The 21,770-nt window shown below is 57.9% G+C and carries 18 protein-coding genes; 4 read left to right on the top strand and 14 right to left on the bottom strand.

The window, feature by feature from the left end; translation table 11 throughout:
* Positions 1 to 24 precede the first annotated feature (24 nt).
* From EQG79_RS22755 to EQG79_RS22695, 13 genes are all read right to left on the bottom strand, one after another.
* Positions 25 to 2,214 carry an alpha-galactosidase gene (locus EQG79_RS22755; protein ID WP_129604433.1) on the bottom strand — a complete coding sequence of 730 codons (2,190 nt, stop codon included), beginning with the start codon at positions 2,212 to 2,214 and terminating at the stop codon, positions 25 to 27.
* Positions 2,215 to 2,334: 120 nt separating this feature from the next.
* Positions 2,335 to 3,318 (bottom strand): hypothetical protein, encoded by a 984-nt coding sequence (locus EQG79_RS22750; protein WP_129604428.1) that lies wholly within the window; start codon positions 3,316 to 3,318, stop codon positions 2,335 to 2,337.
* A 124-nt stretch (positions 3,319 to 3,442) separates the two neighbouring features.
* Positions 3,443 to 4,996 carry a hypothetical protein gene (locus EQG79_RS22745; protein ID WP_077922331.1) on the bottom strand — a complete coding sequence of 518 codons (1,554 nt, stop codon included), beginning with the start codon at positions 4,994 to 4,996 and terminating at the stop codon, positions 3,443 to 3,445.
* Positions 4,997 to 5,114: 118 nt separating this feature from the next.
* Complete coding sequence (locus EQG79_RS22740; RefSeq protein WP_077922332.1) at positions 5,115 to 5,759, bottom strand: hypothetical protein; 645 nt, start codon at positions 5,757 to 5,759, stop codon at positions 5,115 to 5,117.
* Positions 5,760 to 5,963: 204 nt separating this feature from the next.
* On the bottom strand, positions 5,964 to 8,825 hold the full coding sequence (locus EQG79_RS22735) for a M16 family metallopeptidase (RefSeq protein WP_129604423.1): 2,862 nt from the start codon (positions 8,823 to 8,825) through the stop codon (positions 5,964 to 5,966).
* 142 nt (positions 8,826 to 8,967) lie between these two features.
* Complete coding sequence (locus EQG79_RS22730) at positions 8,968 to 10,122, bottom strand: acyltransferase family protein (protein ID WP_129604418.1); 1,155 nt, start codon at positions 10,120 to 10,122, stop codon at positions 8,968 to 8,970.
* A gap of 137 nt (positions 10,123 to 10,259) precedes the next feature.
* Positions 10,260 to 10,499: a hypothetical protein gene (locus tag EQG79_RS22725; protein ID WP_077922335.1), complete on the bottom strand. Its 240-nt coding sequence runs from the start codon at positions 10,497 to 10,499 to the stop codon at positions 10,260 to 10,262.
* A gap of 122 nt (positions 10,500 to 10,621) precedes the next feature.
* The gene (locus EQG79_RS22720; RefSeq protein ID WP_077922336.1) at positions 10,622 to 11,395 is read right to left on the bottom strand and encodes a hypothetical protein; all 774 of its coding nucleotides are present in this window, start codon (positions 11,393 to 11,395) and stop codon (positions 10,622 to 10,624) included.
* A 236-nt stretch (positions 11,396 to 11,631) separates the two neighbouring features.
* Positions 11,632 to 13,590: a glucosamine-6-phosphate deaminase gene (gene nagB / locus EQG79_RS22715; RefSeq protein WP_077922337.1), complete on the bottom strand. Its 1,959-nt coding sequence runs from the start codon at positions 13,588 to 13,590 to the stop codon at positions 11,632 to 11,634.
* A gap of 117 nt (positions 13,591 to 13,707) precedes the next feature.
* Entirely contained in the window at positions 13,708 to 14,865 is a 1,158-nt protein-coding gene (locus tag EQG79_RS22710; protein WP_129604413.1) for a Gfo/Idh/MocA family protein, read from the bottom strand.
* 58 nt (positions 14,866 to 14,923) lie between these two features.
* Positions 14,924 to 15,523 (bottom strand): GNAT family N-acetyltransferase, encoded by a 600-nt coding sequence (locus tag EQG79_RS22705; protein ID WP_129604408.1) that lies wholly within the window; start codon positions 15,521 to 15,523, stop codon positions 14,924 to 14,926.
* 5 nt (positions 15,524 to 15,528) lie between these two features.
* Positions 15,529 to 15,936, bottom strand: a complete 408-nt coding sequence (locus tag EQG79_RS22700; protein WP_129604401.1) for a ketosteroid isomerase-related protein — start codon at positions 15,934 to 15,936, stop codon at positions 15,529 to 15,531.
* A 41-nt stretch (positions 15,937 to 15,977) separates the two neighbouring features.
* Positions 15,978 to 16,478, bottom strand: a complete 501-nt coding sequence (locus EQG79_RS22695) for an NUDIX domain-containing protein (RefSeq protein WP_077922341.1) — start codon at positions 16,476 to 16,478, stop codon at positions 15,978 to 15,980.
* 98 nt (positions 16,479 to 16,576) lie between these two features.
* Between EQG79_RS22695 and EQG79_RS22690 the strand changes: the two genes are divergently transcribed.
* Both EQG79_RS22690 and EQG79_RS22685 read left to right on the top strand, forming a co-directional pair.
* Entirely contained in the window at positions 16,577 to 17,083 is a 507-nt protein-coding gene (locus EQG79_RS22690) for a (2Fe-2S)-binding protein (RefSeq protein WP_129604397.1), read from the top strand.
* Entirely contained in the window at positions 17,080 to 19,260 is a 2,181-nt protein-coding gene (locus tag EQG79_RS22685) for a xanthine dehydrogenase family protein molybdopterin-binding subunit (RefSeq protein ID WP_129604394.1), read from the top strand. The genes EQG79_RS22690 and EQG79_RS22685 overlap by 4 nt, the downstream gene beginning before the upstream one ends.
* Here the strand turns inward: EQG79_RS22685 and EQG79_RS22680 are convergent, their stop codons facing one another.
* The gene (locus EQG79_RS22680; protein WP_165358943.1) at positions 19,261 to 19,920 is read right to left on the bottom strand and encodes an SDR family NAD(P)-dependent oxidoreductase; all 660 of its coding nucleotides are present in this window, start codon (positions 19,918 to 19,920) and stop codon (positions 19,261 to 19,263) included.
* A gap of 124 nt (positions 19,921 to 20,044) precedes the next feature.
* On the opposite strand from EQG79_RS22680, the gene EQG79_RS22675 reads away from it, so the two are divergent.
* Together EQG79_RS22675 and EQG79_RS22670 are read left to right on the top strand one after the other, a co-directional pair.
* Positions 20,045 to 21,175 carry an XdhC family protein gene (locus EQG79_RS22675; RefSeq protein ID WP_129604388.1) on the top strand — a complete coding sequence of 377 codons (1,131 nt, stop codon included), beginning with the start codon at positions 20,045 to 20,047 and terminating at the stop codon, positions 21,173 to 21,175.
* A complete protein-coding gene (locus EQG79_RS22670; RefSeq protein WP_077922346.1) occupies positions 21,175 to 21,765 on the top strand; it encodes a nucleotidyltransferase family protein in 591 nt (196 codons plus the stop codon). Before EQG79_RS22675 ends, EQG79_RS22670 begins: the two co-directional genes overlap by 1 nt.
* Positions 21,766 to 21,770 lie beyond the last annotated feature (5 nt).

The following is a 21,770-nucleotide window of genomic DNA, read 5'->3' as shown; positions in this document are numbered from 1 at the left end:
AAGGGGTTAGGGAATGAGGTAGCGCTACCGGGCTTCGGCCAGCTCCAGCACGACGCTGGTTCGGCGGCTGTCGACGTTCGGGTTGAATCCAATCGTCATCAGGTAATTGCCCGAGTAGACCGCGGGCTTATCGTTGATGGCCGATCGGGTACCCGGGAAGACGTTCAGCTCCCGAACCGTATAGTTCCGGGCTGGGTCGAGGCCCTGGAGCCGAATCGGAGCCACGCTGCCGGCTTTGTACCGGTCTTTGGTCAGGTAGGAGAACCAGACCGCCCGGTCGCGGGCTTCGGCTACGTACACCAGCGAGGCCACATCGCCCGCGTAGGGCGACGCCAGCCGGTACTGATCGCCCTGCCAGATCACGTTTTTGATGCGTTCGTAGGTTTTGAGCGCTTCCTGACTAAACTGCAATTCATTCGCATCCAGCTTGCTCACCACAATGTCATAGCCCAGTTTGCCCATCATGGCTACGTCGGTGCGGAACTTGATCGGCTGTTTACCCCAGTCCGTTACGTGATTGCAGGTGGCGATGGCCGGAAAAAAGTACGAGTAGTTCCACTGGATGAAGACCCGCTCCAGCCCGTCGGTATTGTCGCTGGGCCAGAACTCGGTAAAGTACTTCAGTGCCCCGTAGTCGACCCGGCCGCCCCCGCCCGAGCAGAGCATCATGGGTAGCTTCGGGTATTTGGTCCGAAGCCGCTCCATTACCTTATATAAGCCCTGTACGTATTCGACGTACAGATGCGACGGGTTGGGGTTGGTGGCTGAAAAGGCGTTGTAGATGACGGCGTTGCAGTCCCACTTGATATAGCTCAGCGTCGGGTTCTTCGTCATCACCTCGTCAACGACACCGTACACGAACTCCTGCACCTTGGGGTTAGTCAGGTCCAGCACGAGCTGGTTCCGGAAGTAGTATTCCTGGCGGTTGGGCAGTTTCAGCACCCAGTCGGGATGTTTTTCGTAGAGTTCACTCTTGGGGTTCACCATTTCCGGCTCCAGCCAGATACCGAATTTCACCCCGGCGCTCTCGGCTTCTTTGACCAGATGACCCAGCCCATGCGGCAGTTTTTTAACGTTCTCCTGCCAGTCACCCAGGCCCGCGCGGTCGTCGTTACGGGGGTATTTGTTGCCGAACCAGCCATCGTCGAGCAGAAACAGATCGACGCCCAGCCGTTTGCCGTCTTTGAAGAGGGCCGTTAGTTTCTCTTCGTTGAAGTCGAAATAGGTAGCCTCCCAGTTGTTGAGGAGCGTCAGCCGGTTGCCTTCGCCCTGCGGAATGCGGTGTTTGCGGGCCCATCGGTGCAGGTTCCGGCTGGCGGTTCCTTTGCCCGTGGTTGAGTAGGTGAACAGAAAAGCGGGTGTCGTGAACTCCCGCCCGGGGGCCAGCGTATAGGCCGACGCGTAGGGGTTGATACCGGCCGTCAGGCGCAGGTTATGCAGCGGGTCGACCTCGAACGCCAGCTGGTAGTTACCCGACCAGGCCAGCGTACCGGCCAGCACCTCGCCCTGCTCCTCCTGCGCCGGCTCGTTCATCGAAAGCAGAAACGACGGCGGCTGAAACAGATCGGCCCGGGTGCCCAGCTTGGTATCCAGCACTTTGATGCCTTCGGTCAGCGGCACCTCAGACGGGTTCATCTCGTTGGCCCAGTCGCCGTGGAAATGGGTCAGGTAATAGTGCTGAGCGGGTATGTACAGGTTGGCCGACGCGTATTTGTGCAGCGTTACGCTTTTCTTTTCCGTATGCCGGATGCTGGACCACTGTTCAATTACGTCTTCGTTCTGGTACGCTTTGAAATAGAGCGTCACCTCGAACGGGTACTGCGGATCTTTCAGGAATACGGTGGTCAGCACAATGCCGTCGCCGGCCGGTTTGGTTTCGTGGCGCAGGTAGCGCAGATCGAGCGAGGGGTTGCCGTCGGCGTGGGTCACCTGAATGGCGGGTTCGAGCAGGTTGCGGCTACCGGCGGGGGTATAAGCGGAGTTATAGATGCCGGTATAGTCTTCGCCCCGTTTGCCGTTGTTCGGTATCCGGGCGTACTCGTCGGGTCGGCTCAGCCGCTGACCCAGATGCACGATGGTTGGGTTTTGCTCTTTATCGACCCGGATAACGAGGGCCGTTTTTCGGGTTTCGACAGCAATATGAACCTCGCCGGTCTGGGGTTGAGCAACGGCTACCGACAGGCCGGCAACGATGAGCAGAAAAAGCGTTCGCATGAAAAGGAGGGCTATACATTGATACGGTAAATGTATCAAGAAACAGCCGAGCCACTATACGAGTTGGTTCATAGTTTATCCGAGCCATCCCATAAACCGAAGCGCCGGGCTCTCGGAAGGCTACTGTCCGAACCAGCGCGGGGCAGATTCGGGTAGCATGGCGTCTTTGGCCACGCCAACCGGCCCGATCACCCCTTCTCCCATTACCGACTCGATCTGATAACCAAACCGCTCAAGAACCCTTACGACCCGGTTAACGTCAGCGTCATTGAGTTCAACCGTCAATCGTGACAAACCGCGATCGGTTTGTTCAAAATGGCTTCTGAGAATCTTTACGCCCTGGTTCTCGATCAGGCGACCCAGTTCGGCCATCGAGTAGTCCTGCTCGGCGATGCGGATAACAAGCTTCGTTTTTTCGGCCAGGCGCGGCTCAGGAGGGGTTGGCTCTCCTCCCTCAAAATGAAAGCGGGCCTCTACCAGCCCTCGTTCGGAGATTCGGTAGCGTACCGAGCCACCCGACTGGTCAACCACGGCCAGTCCTTTTTTGACCAGTTCGCGCAGGTGATGATGAATATTTTTATCGGTTGTGGATTTCCCATCGGGCAGCAACCGGTTTACTTCGTGCCATACGGTCTGGTAATCGTAGGCCACGTAGCCGAATCCGCCATAGGCTATTGACTCGTACAGCACGCGCAGTACCGTTCGGCACACCTCATTCCGGGATCCGAGCAGCATGGCGTTATAACTCCCGGTAGTCTGGGCCTGAAGGTACAGCGTCATCTGGGCACAGAGCACCCGCAGTTGTAAGCCAACCCGTTGCTTTATAGTCATGTCGGGCAGACGTTTCATGTCGGGTTCGCGGAACAGGCTCTGCGACAGCGTCTGCAAAACATGGTTCACCTGGGTCGATTGCCCCCGGGCCGTCCAGTTCAGCAGTGCTATACCAATTTCATCGAAATAATGCTGATAAGCCTCTCTGGGCAGGGCTTTCAGATCACGGTCGTCGGCTTTGAATAGGGCGTTTGTAACGCGCCCAATATCAGACGGCGTGTGCTTCATCAGTAACATGGACTCATGAAGCGCATTGGCTGTCGGTTGCGTCATATGTTTCGTTCTATTGGATGCTGGCTGGATTAATCACGCAAAAGTAGAGCAAATGTTTTGCCAGAGTTTATTTTCATTTGATTTTCGTTTGACAATAAGGTTTAAGTTATTGAACGGTCAGTACTCAAATCAGGTTGAAAGGGGCTGTGTTGTAGTAAAATGGCTTCAGATCGAGCTGTACGGGTACCAAACCGGAAGGCGGTAGCACCTGCCGGTGGTTATCGGTTTGGTCGAGTTGCCGGAAGTATACCTGGCTTTTCCGTTTCTTCAGGTTTTCGCGGTCGTTGGGCAACCCCCAGAATATCACTTCTGTCTGGTCATCCGTTTCAGCAACTACCTGCGTGGCATTCACGTAAAACCCAGCCGAGAGCGAGAAGCGTTTTGCCCCTCTGCGCCACTCCTGCAAAAACTCACCACCCTTATTGTTCATCGAGACAATGAACAGGTAATCAGGCTCAACAGCGTTGTATCTGGCATAGAAGCTGGGCGTCAGAAAATCCTTGCAGATCAAAACGCCGACCAGCCCAATGGGAAGGTTCAGCAGCAGCAACCCGTTATCCTTGGCGATATCCTCCCGGATGTAATAGACCTTGTGGTTGAGCAGCCCATGCTCGCTGGCGTAGGCCTGTATGGCTTCATGACCGGGTATGGGCGGGGCTTTTGTATCGACCGGCGTACTAAACTGTTCGTGTTTGCGATAGGTAAACTCCGTAATCTCCCCAAAGTGATCGACAAGCCAGACAGCGGCTTCGTTATGGGCAACCGGCTCCTGATCCGTCCCTGATCCGTCGGTTCCGTTGTCGATATGGAAGCTGCCGGCAATAATAACCGATAAACTGGCCAGCCCCTCAGTCTGACCCCGCTCCAGCAGATAGTCTTTCAGCACCTGCCGCCCATTCAGACAAACCGACAACTCGGGTAAACAAAGGATATGAACACCGGCGTCGATGGCCCAGTCGATGCAGGTACGAAGCTCGTCCGTATAGGCCTCAGACGGCCTTACGTCTACCGATCGGAAACCAATCTGGGGCGTATCGATGCCTACGTTCCCCAATCGTTTGGTGGCTTTAAAATAGGTCCTGGCGGCTCCTGACAAAGCCGCCAGCCCGATAACGGGCGCTGTGCCGTTCAGCTTCTGCATACTGGGCGGATACAGCGCCCCATCAATGATATCCCGTTCGTGATCAATGACTCCGTTGGTAATCAGATGCACCCGCCGGTAAAGGCGCCCGGCATCCAGCGGAATCCGCTCGTCAGCCGCCGGAACGTCTCCCAGGAGCGGTCTGACCCCGATCATCAGGGTTCCACTACGCGTTCTGACCAGCATACGTTTACCGGCATTGCGTTTTTCCATGGCAAGCAGTTCGCTTTCCAGAACGTCGAAAAACGCATCCAGAGCCTCCAGTCGCTGTGGTCCGGTGGCAGGAACGCCGAGCTGGTCCCATATCGCTACCAGGCGATGAACGAGCGCGTAGAGGGCGATACTATCCTGGCGGGTTGTTGAGAACTCAGGTTCCGGCTCAGCCCCGTAGTAGAGCTCCTTTATGCTGGACTGCCATCGGTGTTTTCGCTGAAAATCGAGCGGTGGCTGACCCGCGTCCAACTGCATTCGCTCCAGTACTAATTCAGCAATTTTTTCAAGAAAGGGTGGTTGTTCGACGCGTACATTCGTTTCCATTGGTGCAGAGATAACCCGGTAAAGTTTGCAGTTTACGAACAAACCCGAGTAATGACCACAAGCCGCGGCTAACTATTTTACTATAAGGCGGATAGCCTGCCCGTCAGAACCGAAACTGTCAGAAAAACATCCACCAGATCCGCATCCAGTCGGCGCGGGTAATGACTGCCAGGAAGAAGATATAAATGCCTATGTAGACCGGTATCGCCAGCAGGTAAGGCTGGTAAACGCGGTTATGAAACCGCTCGTAGAGCAACAGGCCAAACATGATCACCAGGCCCAGCAGGGGACCCGGCAAGCCCAGCCGCCCCAAAGCCGGGTTGATAAAGGGCAGAGCGGTCAGCACCATGTAGCGGGCGTGGTAACTGACTTTATGACGGTAATAAATGGCCAGTCCGTAGGTTAGGCCAAAAAAAGAAAGGTCAGCCATGGCGATCATATTGGTATCGAAACTACCCGGTACAAAGGGCCGCATAAACACCTGACGCATCAGAATGACAATAGACAGCACCATGAGCGGAACCAGCCCATACGATAACCGACCCAGCTTCCGATGCCATGCAAACTGCCCGCGCCGAATCAGAATAGGCTGGGCAACCAGCACACCTATCCAGAGCAGCACCATAACCGCATGGAAATGCATCGCGAGGGAGAGGCCCTCAAAACGGGGGAAGAGACCGAAATAGGTACGGTAAAACCCCACGAAGACCATCAGCAGAATGGCCAGAAATAGATAGTAGCTGTTTTTATAAATCGTTTCCATGGTCCTGATCATGTTGATGGCTTATTAGTCGCGGGTTTAAGGCTACCCGGCAACAGACTGGCCCTCGACCAACCAATGCAGGTGCCTGTCTTACAAGGCCATACACCCCTATCCACAAACCGGGGCCTCCCCCAGGCAACCGCCACACCCGGAAACAAAAAAAGCCCGCTACTAGGGCGGGCCTCTTTTCATCATATAACCTCCTTACTGCTTCTTTTCGGGCAGGAGCACAAAGCGGGCGTAGTTGCTACTCAGGTACTGGTTGGCAGCCGCTTTCGTACTTTCGACGGTGACCTTGTTGAGCTGCTCGTTTTCGCGCAGGATTTCGGTGGGGTCGTCGTTGTTGTAGTACTGCGTTTGCAGGTAGCCGAGCCAGAACTGGTTGTCTTTGAGCTGCACCTCCGTTTCGCGCCGGGTTTCGGCTTTGAACTTGGCAATGTCGGCCGGAACGGCTCCTTTTTGCTTGAGATCATTGATCAGCTCCTGCGTTTTGGCAATCAGCTTCTCTACGTTCTCGGGCGCACAGCCGAAACTGATCCGGAAGGTATAGCGCGGCACGGGGTATCGGCTGTAGCCAGCTCCCGCTCCTACGCCGTATACGCCACTCTCCTCTTCGCGCAGTTTCTCGGTCAGTTTGATCTCCAGCACTTCGGCCAGGGCGTCGAGCTGCGTCGTGGTTTCCGGCGACCAGGTCAGGTCTCCGCTATAGACCAGCTGAACGCTGGCTTTGGGGTCGAGGCCGCGGTATACGGTTTTGCTGATCTGTCCCGCCGGAATCCGGATGCCGAGGTCTTTGAACTTCTCCGTTGCGCTGGTAGCCGGTAAGCCGCCGAGGTATTTCTCGATGAGCGGCTTCAGGGTCGCTTCCTTGAAATTACCGACAAAGTAGAACGTAAAATCGCCGGCATTGGCAAAGCGCTCCTGGTAAATTTTCAGCGCCCGGTCCAGATCGATCTGGTCGAGGTCGGCCGGTTTGAGCGGCTGTCGACGCGGATTGTTGCTTCCCAGCGTGACCGACACCGTATCCTGAAACACCCGGGCCGGGGTTGGCGTGCTGATCTGATTTTGCAGGGCACTGCGCTGGTTGGAGAGGAAACCGGCTACCACCTCGGGGTCTTTACGGGGCTGGGTAAAATAGCTGTATACGAGCTGGAGAGCCGTTTCGAGGTCTTTGGGAGCCGCGCTGCCGTTGATACCTTCGCTCAGCTCGCCCACGTACGGAAAAGCGCTGGCCTGCTTCCCCGACAGAAACTTACCCAGCTGCACCTGGCTGTAGGCGCCCGTACCGCCCAGGCTGGCCAGCGTACTCGAAAACCGCGCCGACTGGTAGTCTTTGAGGTCATAGAGCGACGTACCGCCAAAGCTGGTACCGGCAAACAGTATCTGGTCGTTTTTGAAGTTGGTCGGCTTCAGCACCACCCGCACGCCGTTACGCAGCGTCCATTCGGTCACGCCAATTTCTTTGATCTCGCGGGCGTTGGCTACCGGCGAGGGGGTCGGGGGCGTTGGCACCAGGGGCGCGTCGAGGGTTTTATCTTCGTAGGCCGTCAGGTTCTTGCCCGTATCGTCGACGTAGCTGATGATCTGGGCCACCGTGGGCAGCTTATCTTTGTCTTTCTCGGGCGCCATCACGATAACGGCCCGGTTCTCGTTGCGGATAAACTGATCGACGAGGGCGTTTACTTCCTGAAGCGTGATGCCGGCCTGCTGCTTTTTCAGGAAATCGAAGTAAAACTCGATGCTGGTATACGGCTCTTTGTCGGTGAAGTTCTGTACGTATTCGTTCACGAAACTGGACGAGCGGGTTTTGTCACGCTCGCTATAGCTCTGCTCCACGTTCGTGTAGAACTCCTGCTTGGCGCGGGCCAGCTCGGTTGGGGTAAAGCCAAACTGCTTCACCCGGGCGTTCTCGTCGAGTACGGCCCGGATGGCCCGCTCAACGTTCCCTTCTTTCGCGACGGCGATGGACGTAAAGGCGTCGATATTGCCGATAAAATCGCTGTAGTTGCTGTAGCCTCCCAGAAACGGCGGGTTCGCCTGCTGGGTCAGCTCCTGAATCCGGTTGCCCAGCATGGTGTTGAACAGGCCCCGCTTGATGCTCTCCCGCAGGTCGTTGAGGGTACGCTCTTTGATCTCGGGCCGTTTATAAATGACCTGAACCACCGTATTGGGCTGCTCAGGGTCGGTAACAATGACCACTTTGGTGTCCTTATGGGGCGGCACATCGTATTCGGTGCGCGGTTTAGGCGATTGTACGGCCGGAATTCGGCCAAACTTTTCCCGAATCATGGTTTCGACTTCCGTTGGGTTGAAATCGCCCACGGCAACGACCGCCATCAGATCGGGCCGGTACCAGTCTTTATAAAACTGCCGCAGCACTTCGGGCTTGAAGGTAGTCAGCACCTCTTCGGTACCGATCGGCAGGCGGCTGGCGTACCGGGAGTTGTTGAGCAATACCGGGAAGTACTTGTCGCGCAGGCGCTGGCCAGCCCCGCGGCCCAGCCGTCGTTCCTCCAGAATAACCCCGCGTTCTTTCTCTACCTCGGCCGGGTCGATGGTAACGTTATGCGCCCAGTCTTCCAGAATCTGAAACGCCCGCTCAAACAGCCGCGCCGAATCGGTCGGTACGGGCAGCTGATAAACCGTTTCGTCGAAGCCCGTATAGGCGTTCAGATCGGCCCCAAACCGAACCCCCGCCGACTGGAGAAAATTAACCAGCTCGTTTTTAGGGAAGTTTTTGGTGCCGTTAAAGGCCATGTGCTCCATGAAGTGGGCCAGGCCCTGCTGGTTATCCGTTTCCAGCACCGAGCCCGCCCGGATCACCAGCCGCAGCTCGGCCCGGTTTTTGGGTTCGGCATTCTTGCGGATGTAATAAGTCAGGCCGTTGGGTAACCGGCCTACTTTCACCCCTGGATCGACCGGGATCGGGCTGTTGAGCGAGACGCCACCCGCGGGTCCCGGCGCTGACCGGGGTGTTTTCTTGGATTGTGGGGTTTTTACCGGCGATTGCGCCAGCACCAGGGTTGCGCTGAGCAGCAGGCTCAGGCATAAATAAGCACGTACCATTCGGTCGTTGATGGTTGGTTAGGGGGTTTGTAACGCCATGTGGATGAATAACGATACAGGCCGACGAAACGTTTATCGCGCCGAATCAACCACCGGCCTGCCACCACAGACGCCCATATCCATACCAGCCGGGCTGGCGATATTACACTTTGATGATGATCTGTTTCCGATACATCCACCACAGAATCCCGAACCAGATCAGCACAAACGTAAGCGCCCCGGCCAGCGACGCGTTAATGGGATCGGCAAAAGCGGGAACGATGAACGATCGGTAGAGGTATTCGCGCAGGTTGACATCGGTACCGTCGGGGCGGCTTAGGTGAATCAGGCTCATAATTCGCGGAATCAAGCCCGACAGGAAAAAGACCGTAATGGCGTTGACACCGAACGCAACGAACGGCAATACACCCCGCCGGTATTGTTTCACATCGATCAGCCAGTAGCAGAGCGCCAGCCCAAGCATGGCCAGTCCGCCCGCCAGCAACACATACGACGAGGTCCACAGGGCTTTGTTGATCGGGAAAAAGCCGTTCCAGACCAGGCCAGCCAGGGTAGCCAGGCAGCCCGCAGCAAACAGCCACGCTACTTTTTCGGTAGCCACCCGCCCGCTCCGCAGCCACTGCCCCACCAGCAGACCAATCGTACCGGTGCCGATGGCCGGCAGCGTGCTCAGTATGCCTTCGGGGTCCCAGACCCGGGCGGGCTTATAGACGTGGGCGGGGGTCAGCACAATCCGGTCGATCCAGGCCGCCAGGTTGGTTTCGGGCTCGAGGTTCGCATAGCCAATGCCCGGCACGGGAACCACCGTCAGCAGCAGCCAGTACCCGACCAGGATCGAGAACAGGATCCAGAGCTGCTGCCGGGGAGTGGTTTTCAGGAATAGCATGGAGCAAGCGAGGTACACCAGCGCAATCCGCTGTAAAACGCCCGGAATACGAACGGTCGAGATATCGAATTTCGGGAAGAAATTAAGAAACAGGCCCAGCAGGAACAGGGTAGCGCTTCGTTTCACGATCTTCTGCATGACGCCCCCCTGCCGGGCGTCGGTCCGGCCCAGGGCAAACGTGATCGACACGCCCACGATGAACAGAAAGAACGGAAAAATCAGATCGGTAGGCGTCCAGCCATGCCAGGGTGCATGTTCGAGCGGAGCGTAGATATGAGCCCAGTCGCCGGGGTTGTTGACCAGAATCATGGCCGCTACGGTCAGGCCCCGAAAGGCATCTAACGACAGAAGACGAGGGGCGGCCTGGAGGGGCTCCAGTCCATCCCGAACCGGAGCGGAAGCAGTTTGCATAGGTATAACGATCAGGTAGCACGAAGATACGACAAAACTTCCGTCCGGGGTCGGCGGCCTGTTCTGCCTTCGTTACCGATACCTGATCATCATAGCCGGGCGGTGCGGCCATACCAGCCGCGACTCAGGCTGAACGGTCAGGGCTTTTCCATGATCCAGTCGAACCCTTCGCGTCGCCATACCCGGCGAAAGAAAAGCCGATAGACCAACCACGCGCCGACCACACAAACCAGTAACAGCAGTATGCTGATGTCTGAGCTGATCGGAATATGCATCTGATGCAGCAGCCACGTAATTGACGAATAGACCGCAAAGGCCGATACAAGGCAGATTGACCCTACGGCAAGCGTATACACAAGAGCTAGAAGTACAATCATTGACAGACGTTTTCGAAAAAACCTCACCCGGGATCGAATGTTTAACCAATCCGACACAGTAAAGACTACTCAGTTACTAAACTAATTGTTTTTTGTAAGATAGTCAGAAAAAATATACTTGTTCAGGCAAAAACTTTCGACAATTTTTTCTCCAGATCGGTTTCCAGCTTGGTTAGTCCTTCGCTGTTGGGCAGGTAGGTAAGCGCGCGGTGGTGGCGAAGGTCGAATGGAATATCGCTAACTGATTGAGTGATAGGAATAACAATCTTGCCCAGCGTATGCGCGACCCCGGTTTCGTAGAACACGTTTGGGTTCCGGTCGGTGAAGTCGGTGATCACGGCCCGGCTCGTGAAAATCAGATCGAATACGTCCTGAATCAGAATGCTGTTATCCCAGATGTCGTCGGCCCGCCGACAGTCGATTCCCAGACGCGCGCAGACGTTTCGGATGGCCGTATAGGTGCCCGCAAAACGCCCTTCAAACGGCATCATCACCGACAGCATGTTCGACTCGACGGGCTTGTCGGGAATGCTGAACACATCGGGCGCAAACGTGACCACCCGCTCGGGCTGCCGCGTCTGTACCGTCGATACAAAGGCCGAAGCGACCGGCGCGTACCGGCTCAGGCTGGCTTTCCGGCTGTCGACGTACCGCTCCAGCTCGGTCAGGTTGCTGGTTCCTTCGCCAATCAGCTTCGACAGCACCTGCAGGCTGTTCCCGTCATAATCGTCGTCCCGAAAGTCCAGACTCCGCAGCAGGCGCGGGTGGTCTTCGATCAAGTCGACATTATCGGTCAGGTAAGCCACCCGGAACCAGTCGGCCTTGGTAAAATAAGCCCGGACAAACTCATGCAGGGCAAAAAGGCGGGCCGTTCGTTGTTTTGTTTCTCTCGTCATTGCGTCAGCGTTAGGGTCGGAAAAAGCGGGGTTGATGAAGGCTATAATACAACTATTATATAATGACGCAATTATATCTAAATTTTATATCATAACGTATGTATTTATGAATTTTAATAACAAAGAAGCCAGCGAATGTCCCTTTTGCCTTTCGCAAAGGCACTAAACCGGGCCTAAACAAACGAGCCGCCCCTGGTTCAGGAGCGGCTCGTTTGTTACTGGAGTCTTGTCAGCGCTTAGAAATGCCAGCGGACAAACGCTTCCATCGCTTCGTATTCGGCCAGGCCGAGCCGGTTGTAGAGGCCAGCCGTAGCGCGGTTACGCTCTTCGGCCCGCTGCCAGAACTCGCGCGAGTCGGTACCCTGATAAACGACGCCATCTTTCTGCGACTGGTGTTTGAAGATACCCAGGCGCTTTTTCATGACCTGATCGGGCGACATCGGTACGGCCATTTCGATCTCGTGGATATCCCACTCGGCCCAGGCGCCCCGATAGAGCCATACCCAGCAATCGGCCATGAACGCTTTGTTTTTTAGCCGACGAACGGCTTCGAGAACGGCGTCCAGACAAACCTTGTGCGTACCGTGCGGATCGGCCAGGTCGCCCGCAGCGTAGATCTGATGCGGCTTGATCTCTTCGATCAGCGCCATCGTGATCTGAATATCTTCTTCGCTGAGTGGCTTCTTGGCCACTTTACCCGTTTCGTAGAACGGCATGTTCATGAAGTGCGCGTTCTCGACCGGGATACCCACAAACCGGCAGGTCGACTTGGCCTCGCCCTTGCGGATCAGCCCTTTCACGTAGCGTACCTCGGCGGTATCCATCTCGGAATCTTTCTTATCGCGCAGCGACGCGGCTGCATCCTTGAAGATCCGGTGTGCTTCGGGGCTGTTGATCCCGAATTTATCGTTGAAATCGACCACGTAATCGGCAAACCGCAGCGCTTCGTCATCAGCCACGGCGATGTTACCCGATGTCTGGTAGCCAATGTGGACTTCGTGGCCCTGGTCAACGAGCCGCTGGAACGTACCGCCCATCGAGATAATATCATCGTCGGGGTGGGGGCTGAAAATCAGGCAGCGTTTCTGAGCCGGTAAAGCCCGCTCGGGCCGGTTGGTATCGTCGGCATTGGGTTTGCCGCCCGGCCAGCCCGTGATGGTATGCTGAAGCTGGTTGAAAATATCGATGTTGATGTCATACGCCTGACCCGACTGGGCCAGCAGGTCGCTCATCCCGTTGTCGTTGTAGTCGCGGTCGGTCAGCTTCAGAATGGGTTTGCCCAGCGCCAGCGACAGGTAGGTGACGGCCTTTTTGCGCATCTTGTTATCCCACACGACCGAGTCGACCAGCCAGGGCGTCTTCATGCGGGTCAGCTCCGACGCGGCAGCCTCGTCGATGACGAACAGCGCGTTGGGGTGGGTTTGCAGGTAGGAGGCCGGATTGAGTTCGGTTACCAGGCCTTCAACGGCGCCACGGATAACGGGTGCCTTGCGTTCGCCCCACGCCAGCAGTACCACCCGCCGGGCGCTCAGGATGCTGGCAACCCCCATCGTGATGGCTTTACGCGGGGTTTTGGGCAGACCACCAAAATCGCCCGACGCAGCCGCCCGGGTCGAGTTGTCGAGCATCATCAGGCGGGTGTGCGAGTTGATGAGCGAGCCGGGTTCGTTGAAGCCGATATGGCCGTTACCGCCAATACCCAGCAGCTGGAAATCGAGTCCGCCGGCGGCTTCGATCTGGGCTTCGTACTGTTTGGCAAACTCGGCCACCTTATCCGGACCAACGGTTCCGTCGGGCACGTGGTAGTTGTTGGCCGGTATGTCGACATGGTCGAAGAGCTGCTCCCGCATGAACCGCCAGTAGCTTTGCAGCGAATCGGGTTCCATGGGGTAATACTCATCAAGGTTGAACGTGACTACGTTCCGGAAACTCAGGCCTTCTTCGCGGTGCATCCGAACCAGTTCGGCATATACCGTTTTGGGCGACGAGCCCGTTGCCAGACCCAGGATAGCGGGTTTGCCTTCGCTTTGCTTCTGCCGGATCAGGTCGGCAATTTCATGCGCCACGGCCCGGCTGGCATCTTTGGCATCGGCGTAAATGTGCGTCGGAATTTTTTCGTACGTAATTGCCGACTGTAAAGGAGCTCCGGGGATTTGTCCGTCCGGATTGTCGAGTAGTGTTGACTCCGTAATCATGCGCTGCGCGGAGGGTTAGTAAGACAGCACAAAGGTCAAAAAAATTTGAGTAGTTTTTTGAGAGAACCGAATATTTTTAAATTTTTTACAAATACTAGCCCCTTAGCCGCGAGCTAATTATTGACGCGCCAGCCGATCGGCCTGCGCGGCCGTTTCGAGCGACTCCAGGCCATTCTCTTCCGAGATGATGCGGTGCGTATCGGGGTATTTGATGCCGCTGACCTGATCGCGGAACATGAGCCGGAGCAGTTCGGAGTACAGGTGCTGTTTTTCCTGCTCGAAACCGAATCGGATTTCTACCTGCTGATACGCATCGAACGTTTTGAACCGGCCGCGCAGGGGTTTGTCCTTGCCCGAAATATTGGCCGTTACGTTCAGCTGCGCCCCCGGAAACAGCGTCATCAGCTCGCGGCTGGTTTCTTCGTCGACAACCGCCCGCAGCACCATCCGGGTCGGCACCCATTCGTGCAGGGTAATATCGCCCCGCTCAAACAGCAGCCGCATCTCCTGCCGGTCCATGCGCCCGGTCTGCGTAAAGCCGTGGTAGAAATTGACCAGTTTCCGGCCGGTCGTATCGTCGCCGTACTGAACGGTAGCCTGTACCTGGTCTTCGAGGTCGGAGAGGCCGGGCCGTTTGATCACCTGCGATGCCACAACGGTGCCTTTACCGAGCCAGCCCGCAAACAGATCGAAGAAATGAACACCATGTTCAATAAAAATACCGCCCGACTTGCTGCGGTCCCAGAACCAGTGCTCGGGCGCGAGGCCTTCGTCGCCGGCGTAGTTTTCGAAATAGCCGTGCAGGAAATCGCCGAGCAGGTTTTTATCGATCAAGTGTTTGATGCGGGCATACATCGGGTTGTAGCGCTGCATCAGGTTTGTCACCATCAGCACGCCCTTTTGCCGGGCGGCTTCGATCATGGCCCGGCCTTCTTCGGGATTCATGGCCAGGGGTTTCTCGCAGATGACGTGCTTCCCGGCGTTGATGGCCAGCATTGCCTGTTCGTAATGCATGAACGGCGGGGTAGCGATATACACCACGTCGACATCGGGGTGGTTGACCAGCGCGTCGAGGCTGTCGAGCATATCGGCACCAAACCGGCGGGCCGTGCGGTGGGCTTCGTCGCGGCTCGATCCGGCAATAGCCACCAGCCGGGTGTTGGGGGTTTGCAGAAACTGCTGAACGGCAAACAGCCCGAAGCCGCCCATGCCGATGACACCAATACCTAATTCACGATCAGTCGATGCAGCGTTTGCCGGTGCGGTTGTATTCATAGCGTATGGGTTGTATCCGTAAGAAACAACCGCCAGCCGCCCATTGTGTTAGAAAACCTTAGCACAGCGGCCGGGTCCAGTAGACCATCGGCTTGGACGTCGACTCGGTTTCGTCCAGGTCGGGCCAGTGAAAAACGCTGCGTAAGGCGGGGTCGCGCTGATAGCCCCGTTTGGTCCAGAATGCATCGAGAGGCTGGTAACCGGCCGGACGCAGGGGGTGGTCAGACGGCCGCTCAACGGCGCAGAAGCAGGTGAGCCGGTAGGTACCGAACCGCCGGGCGTGGGCTTCGCGCTCGTCGAAGAACCGATGCCCCAGCCCCCGCCCCCGGAAGTCGGGCAACAGAATACTCTCGCCAAAGTAAAACACCTCATCGAGAGCGTAGCCGGCCTGCCGAAAGGGGGCCTGTACCTCGTCGGTCTCGTCGGTCAGCGGCAGGGCGGTGGTAGCGCCTACCATCCGGTCGTCGGCATAGGCCGCAAACAGCAGCGAGCGCTGACTCTGCATGTAGGTCTCGAGGTACTTCTTCTCGTAGTCGGGAGTGCCTTCGTAGAGGTACGGGAAATCGCGGAATACGGTAATCCGCAAATTGGCCAGTTCGGTCAGGACGGTGCGGATGGCGGGGCCGTAGATCCGGCTGAAGGTGAGCGTAGCGGGCATGGGGCCTAGTTTTTACCCAACACCAGCGACTCCCAGAGGGGCAGGTTGTAATAGGTCGTTACGCGGCTGATGAGTCCGTCGGTAAGTTCCAGAAAGGCCCCGGCCGGCAGCACGTAGGTTTGCCCGGTAGCAGCCGGCAGATCGCCGTCGGTTTTTTTGTAAACGCCGTTGACAACAAATTCGCAGGCAGCCCGGCGCCCGGTAGGCTCGGTCATTACGACGATGTCGGTCAGCCTTTCATCGTAGCATTCATCCATATGCTGCAAAAACTGCTCGAACAGCGCCTTTCCGACATGGGTTGAGCCCTGGTTGGCATCGTGGCGCACGTCGGGATGCAGCAGGTTCAGCATGGCGGTCCAGTCTTTCCGGTTAAACGCGTCGTAGTAGGCAGTAACGGTCTCGTTGGCGGTCATAGTTTCTGACGTTGAGCCGCAAAGATAGGGAGCCGCGTGGCTCAGCGAACAATACCGCGCTTAGCCAGCCACTCCTTTACGGCAGGTCCGGTACCGAAGGGCCAGGGTTTCAGCTCGTTGATGGGCACCAGCTTAATGGCTTGCAGTTCGGTTTCGTCCATGCGGATGGTACCGGTAGCCCGAACGTGATAGGTGAAAATAATTTCGTTGCGCTGAAAGAAGGGGTAGATCCCCAGAAACTCCACAATACGGGCGTCGGTCAGGCCAATCTCTTCTTCGATCTCGCGCAGGATGGCTTCGGCGGGGGCTTCGTCCCGCTCCAGAAAGCCCGTTACGATGCCGAACCACTCGGCGGGCCAGCCAATGTTCTGCGTCAGCACCACCGTGTCGTTATCATACTCGACAATGGCACCCACGACGGGCAGCGGATTATCGTAATAAATGTAGCCACAGGGTTTGGAGCAGATCAGGCGTTCGCGCCCGCTGGCCTCCCCTTTCACGAGCGGGCTGGCACACTGCGGGCAGTAGTTCATCTTGGGCATAAACCGATAACGGATAGAGAGGCCGAAAGTACGGGCTTTGTGTCCGTAAATTTTCGTTGAATCTCGCTAACTTTCGCTACGCTAACGCCCTTATCACCATGGCTACCTTAAAACTTACCATCAATAATCAACCCCACACGCTCGACGTGAACCCCGATATGCCGCTGCTCTGGGCCATCCGCGATGTAGTTGGCCTGACCGGCACCAAGTTTGGGTGTGGCATTGCCCAGTGCGGTGCCTGTACGGTTCACCTCAACGGCACCCCTACCCGCTCGTGCAGCGTTCCGGTATCGGCCGTGGCGGGACAGAAGATAACCACCATCGAAGGCATCGCCAAAAACGGCGACCACCCCGTTCAGAAAGCCTGGGTAGCCCACCAGGTACCCCAGTGCGGCTACTGCCAGTCGGGCCAGATCATGAGTGCGGTGGCGCTGCTCAAACAGAATCCCAAACCCACCGACGAGGACATCGACGCGGCCATGCAGGGCAACATCTGCCGCTGTGGCACCTATACCCGCATCCGGGCCGCCATTCATACCGCATCGGCCGACCTGAGCGGTGCGCCCAAGTCCCTGAAGTCAACGCCTAAACTCGGTAAGCGATGAGCCAGAAACCTACCCAACCCACCCTCGACCGCCGGCATTTCCTGAAAGCCGCCAGCCTCACCGGTGCGGCTTTTGCGCTGGGTCTGTCGTCTACCGAAGCGGCCGTTCAGAACCTGAGTACCGTACCGGGCGCAGCACCGGCCCCCTCATTTGGGCTGACACCTTATATCCAGATCGAGCCGTCGGGCCGAATCACGCTGCTGAACCCCGTCCCCGAAATCGGTCAGGGCACCTACCAGTCGCTGCCAGCGCTGATGGCCGAAGAGCTGGGCGTTTCGCTCGACCAGGTTACGATCCGTCAAACCAACGGCGCCCCCCAGTACGGCCCGCAAACGGCGGGCGGCAGCTACTCGGTGCGGGGCCAGTACAAAGCCCTGCGGCAGGTAGGCGCGTCGGCCCGCGAGATGCTCCGGCAGGCCGCCAGCCAGCAATGGAATGTTTCTGTTGACGAGTGCGAAGCCGACCGGGCCGTGGTGACCCACAAACCGACCGGCCGTAAACTCACCTATGGTCAGCTGGCCGAAACAGCCGCTAAACTGCCCGTGCCGAAAGAGCCGACGCTGAAAGACCCCTCTACCTTCAGGATGCTGGGCAAACCGATGCCCCGGCCCGACATACCGCTCAAGGTAACCGGCAAAGCCCAGTTCGGGATCGACGCCAGCGTGAAGGGCATGGTCTACGCGTCGGTTGAGCGATGCCCGGTCATTGGCGGCAAGCTGATCAGCTACGATGCCAGCCAGGCTACCCGGCAAAAAGGCGTGCTGAACGTTGTTCGGGTAGAGCGGGTGCTGAACAAGAACCGCTACGAGGGCGTGGCCGTCATAGCCGACTCGTACTGGGCCGCCCTGAAGGGCCGGAAGGCGCTCCGGGTGCAGTGGGATACCAAAGAACTCGATCAGTTTAACTCCGTCGATTACGAAAAAAAACTGCGCGATCTGGCTCAGGCAGACGGCATCACGGGCCATAACGTAGGCGACTTCGACAAAACCTTTGCCGAAGCCCCCACCAAACTCGAAGCCTTCTACGAGACGCCCATCGTCAGCCACTCGACCATGGAGCCTATGAACGCACTGGCCCACTGGCAACCCCAGGATAAGGTAGAAGTCTGGGTATCGGCCCAGGGGCCCGATCTGGTCAAGGATGAACTGGCGCGGGTGCTGAACTTACCCAAAGAGAATATTACGGTTCATGTACTGTTCAACGGCGGAGGCTTTGGCCGGCGGCTGACGCAGGATTACGCCACCGAAGCGGCTCTGCTCTCCAAAGCCACCGGCAAACCCGTAAAGCTGGTCTGGACCCGCGAAGACGACACCACCCAGGGCCCCTTCCGCCCCATGACGTTCTCGGCCCTGCGCGCGGGCCTCTCGGCCGACGGGAAAGCCATAGCCCTGCAGCATAAGGTCATTTCGCCGTCCATCGACGCCACGATGGACGCGAAGTACGACAAGACCAAGCCCGACGGCACCATGCTCGAAGGCACCGGCGATCAGAAATACGAAATTCCGAACCTGAACACCCGCTACGTACATGCCGACATTCAGATTCCGCTGACCTACTGGCGGTCGGTGACGAGTTCGACGCTGGCGTTTTCGCACGAGTGTTTCCTCGACGAAATGGCCCACAAAGCGGGTCAGGACCCCATGGCGTACCGGCTGTCGATGCTCACCAAAGACTCCGACACCAAACGCGTGCTGACCAAACTCCGCGAGGTATCGGGCTGGGACAAACCCCTGCCGGCGGGCTGGGGCCGGGGCGTAGCGCAGTGGGAGTTCTTTGCCGGGCTGGCCGGGCAGGTCGTTGAAGTCTCGAAACAGACCGACGGCTCGGTAAAGGTCGAGAAAGTGTACTGTGTCATCGATCTGGGTACGGTTGTCAACCCCGACGCCGTGAAAGCGCAGATCGAAGGCTCGGTAGCGATGGCGCTCACGGCGGCTACGAAAGACGGCATTACCTTTGCCCACGGCCAGGCCGTACAAACCAACTTCAACACCAACCGCATGCTGCGAATCAACGAGATGCCTGCCGTTGAGGTGCATATCCTTGCCGACGGTGGCCCAACCATCAAAGGGGTTGGCGAGCCAGGCCTGCCCCCGCTGGCACCGGCTCTGGCCAACGCGGTCTTTGCCGCTACCGGCAAGCGGATTCGGCGGCTCCCGTTCGATCTGGCCGCGGTCTAGCTACTGGTACATTCGTTCGCGTTCGCCGGTGGCAACGGGCTGCTGAGCCAGTTCCCAGAACACCTCCGCAATCCGAACCGGGTCGAAGTGGGTGCCGGGCTGTACCGCACCGTTTACGGTTAGGGTTGCCACCCGAATCGGACGCTGGGCCAGCTCGTCGGCCAGGCCCAGCGTCAGGTTACGCAGGCCTGCCTTACCCACCGACAGCGCCGTCGACGCGGCCGTTGGGTTGAAAGCCGAACCGCCCCCCGTGGTCAGGATCGTGCCCCCGCCCCGGCGCTCCATCTGCGGCACAAGGGCCTGCACCGCTACAACCAGGCCACCGAAGCAGATTCGCTGGCTGTGCATGAACGACTCCGGCTCGTAGGTGGTTGGCGTACCAGACAGGAACTCCGACGCGTTGTAGAGAAGCAGGTCAGCGTCGCCCTGGGTTTGCTGAATGCGGGTCAGGGTAGCGGCCAGGGCGTCGAAGTCGGCAATGTCGGCGGTATAGCCCTGCGCGCTGATGCCCGCAGCTGCCAGCTCAGCTACGTAGCTGTTCAGGGCTTCCTGCCGCCGGGCAATCAGGGCAAATGAATAACCCTCGCGGCCAAAGCGGTTGGCTACGGCCAGCGCAATACCGGGTCCGGCACCAACGATTACGCAAAGTTTAACAGGCATATCAGTCTGGAGTTTACGGTTGATTGATCTGTTTTTAATGGTCAGGTAATATAGTACCCATCCATCGTTATCATAAACACCACCGTCCGTTTGCGGTTGTTTATGATACAAATTCAAGGCATTTATGAAAGAGATAACCCGCATTGTCGACGTCTTCAACCAGATCAACTTTTCGGAGCGCAAAGCCGCGCTGGCGACGGTGGTGTGGGTCGAAGGATCCTCTTACCGCCGGCCGGGCGCCCGTATGCTCATTACCGACGACGGACGCTGGGAAGGAGCCATTAGCGGGGGTTGCCTGGAAGGCGACGCTCTCCGCAAAGCCCGGCAGGTGATGATAGATCGGCAACCGATGGTGGTTACCTACGATACGATGGACGATGGCGCCAACAGCTTCGGCGTTGGTCTGGGCTGCAACGGCATCATCGATGTCCTGATCGAACCCATCGACCCGGCCGATCCGAACCACCCGGTGGCGATGCTGCATGAGTTTGTTCAGAAACGCGACGTACGGGCGCTGGCTACCGTACTCAGCAGCGAAACGCCGGATCTGGCACCCGGCGCCCGCTTTGTGCTGACCGCGCAGGAAAACACCGCTCCCGACTGGCTGGTCGATGATATGCACGAGGTTCTCACCATCGGGAAACCGCTGACCCGGGTGGCCGAAACAGGTTCGGGCGCCGTTCAGGTGTTTATCGAGCGCATCGACCCCGGTATCGAGCTGGTCATTTTCGGCGCGGGCTACGACGTGGTGCCCGTAGCCCGGCTGGCCCGCGATCTGGGCTGGGCCGTTACCGTCACCGACGATTGCGTGGCCCATCTGGCGCCCAAACGCTTTCCGGTGGCGACCTGCGTACTCTACGCCGACCGCGCAGCCGTGCTCGACCAGCTAGCGATCACCGACCGTACCGCAGCCGTGCTGATGTCGCATAACTTCAACTACGACAAAGCCGTATTGCAGGCCCTGCTGGCTACCGATGTGCCGTATATCGGGATGCTCGGCCCGCGCAAACGCTTCGAGAAGATGCAGGCCGAGTTCGAAAAAGATGGGTTGTTCTTCGACGACGACGGGCTGGAGCGGGTTCACGCGCCCATTGGCCTCGACATCGGCGCCGAAACACCCGACGAGATCGCCCTGTCGATTATTGCTGAAGTACGGGCCTTCTTTACGAAACGATCAGGCGGCTTTTTAAAAGACAAAAGCGGGCCTATTCACGAGCGCCAGTCGGGCAACGCCAATCCGGTTACCACCCGCTAATGATAGTCGCCACGCTGCTGCTGGCCGCGGGTAGTTCGAGCCGGCTGGGTCAGCCCAAACAGTTAGTACAGTACGAAGGCCAGTCGCTGGTTCGGCGTATGGCCACGATGGCCCTATCCGTACCTACGGCGCCGGTCGTTGTGGTGATCGGTGCCAACGCGGACCTGGTCCGGGCTGAGCTGACAGACGTTCCGGTCCAGACCGTCGTCAATGCCGCCTGGACCGAAGGAATGGGGTCTTCGTTGCGGACGGGCCTGACCGCCCTCGCCGACCAGCCGATCGACGCCTTCCTGGTCATGCTGACTGATCAGCCATACGTTACGCCCGACCTGCTGCGGCAACTCATCAGCACTCACCAGGAAACCGGCAAAGGCATCGTGGCCTGCCAGTACGGCGAAGCCGATCACCTGGGCGTACCGGCCCTGTTCGACAGGCACTACCTGCCTGTTTTTCAGCAGCTCACCGGCGATGCTGGCGCCCGAAAACTGATCCGCCAGCACACCGACGACTGCGCCATCGTCTCCTTTCCCCTGGGCGCCATCGACCTCGACACCCCCCAGGACCTGGCCGCCTGGCAATGCCCCCCGTAGAGACG

The organism is Spirosoma sordidisoli (assembly GCF_004138325.1).
Taxonomy (GTDB): Bacteria; Bacteroidota; Bacteroidia; order Cytophagales; family Spirosomataceae; genus Spirosoma; species Spirosoma sordidisoli.
This window is presented reverse-complemented; position numbering and strand designations above follow the sequence as displayed.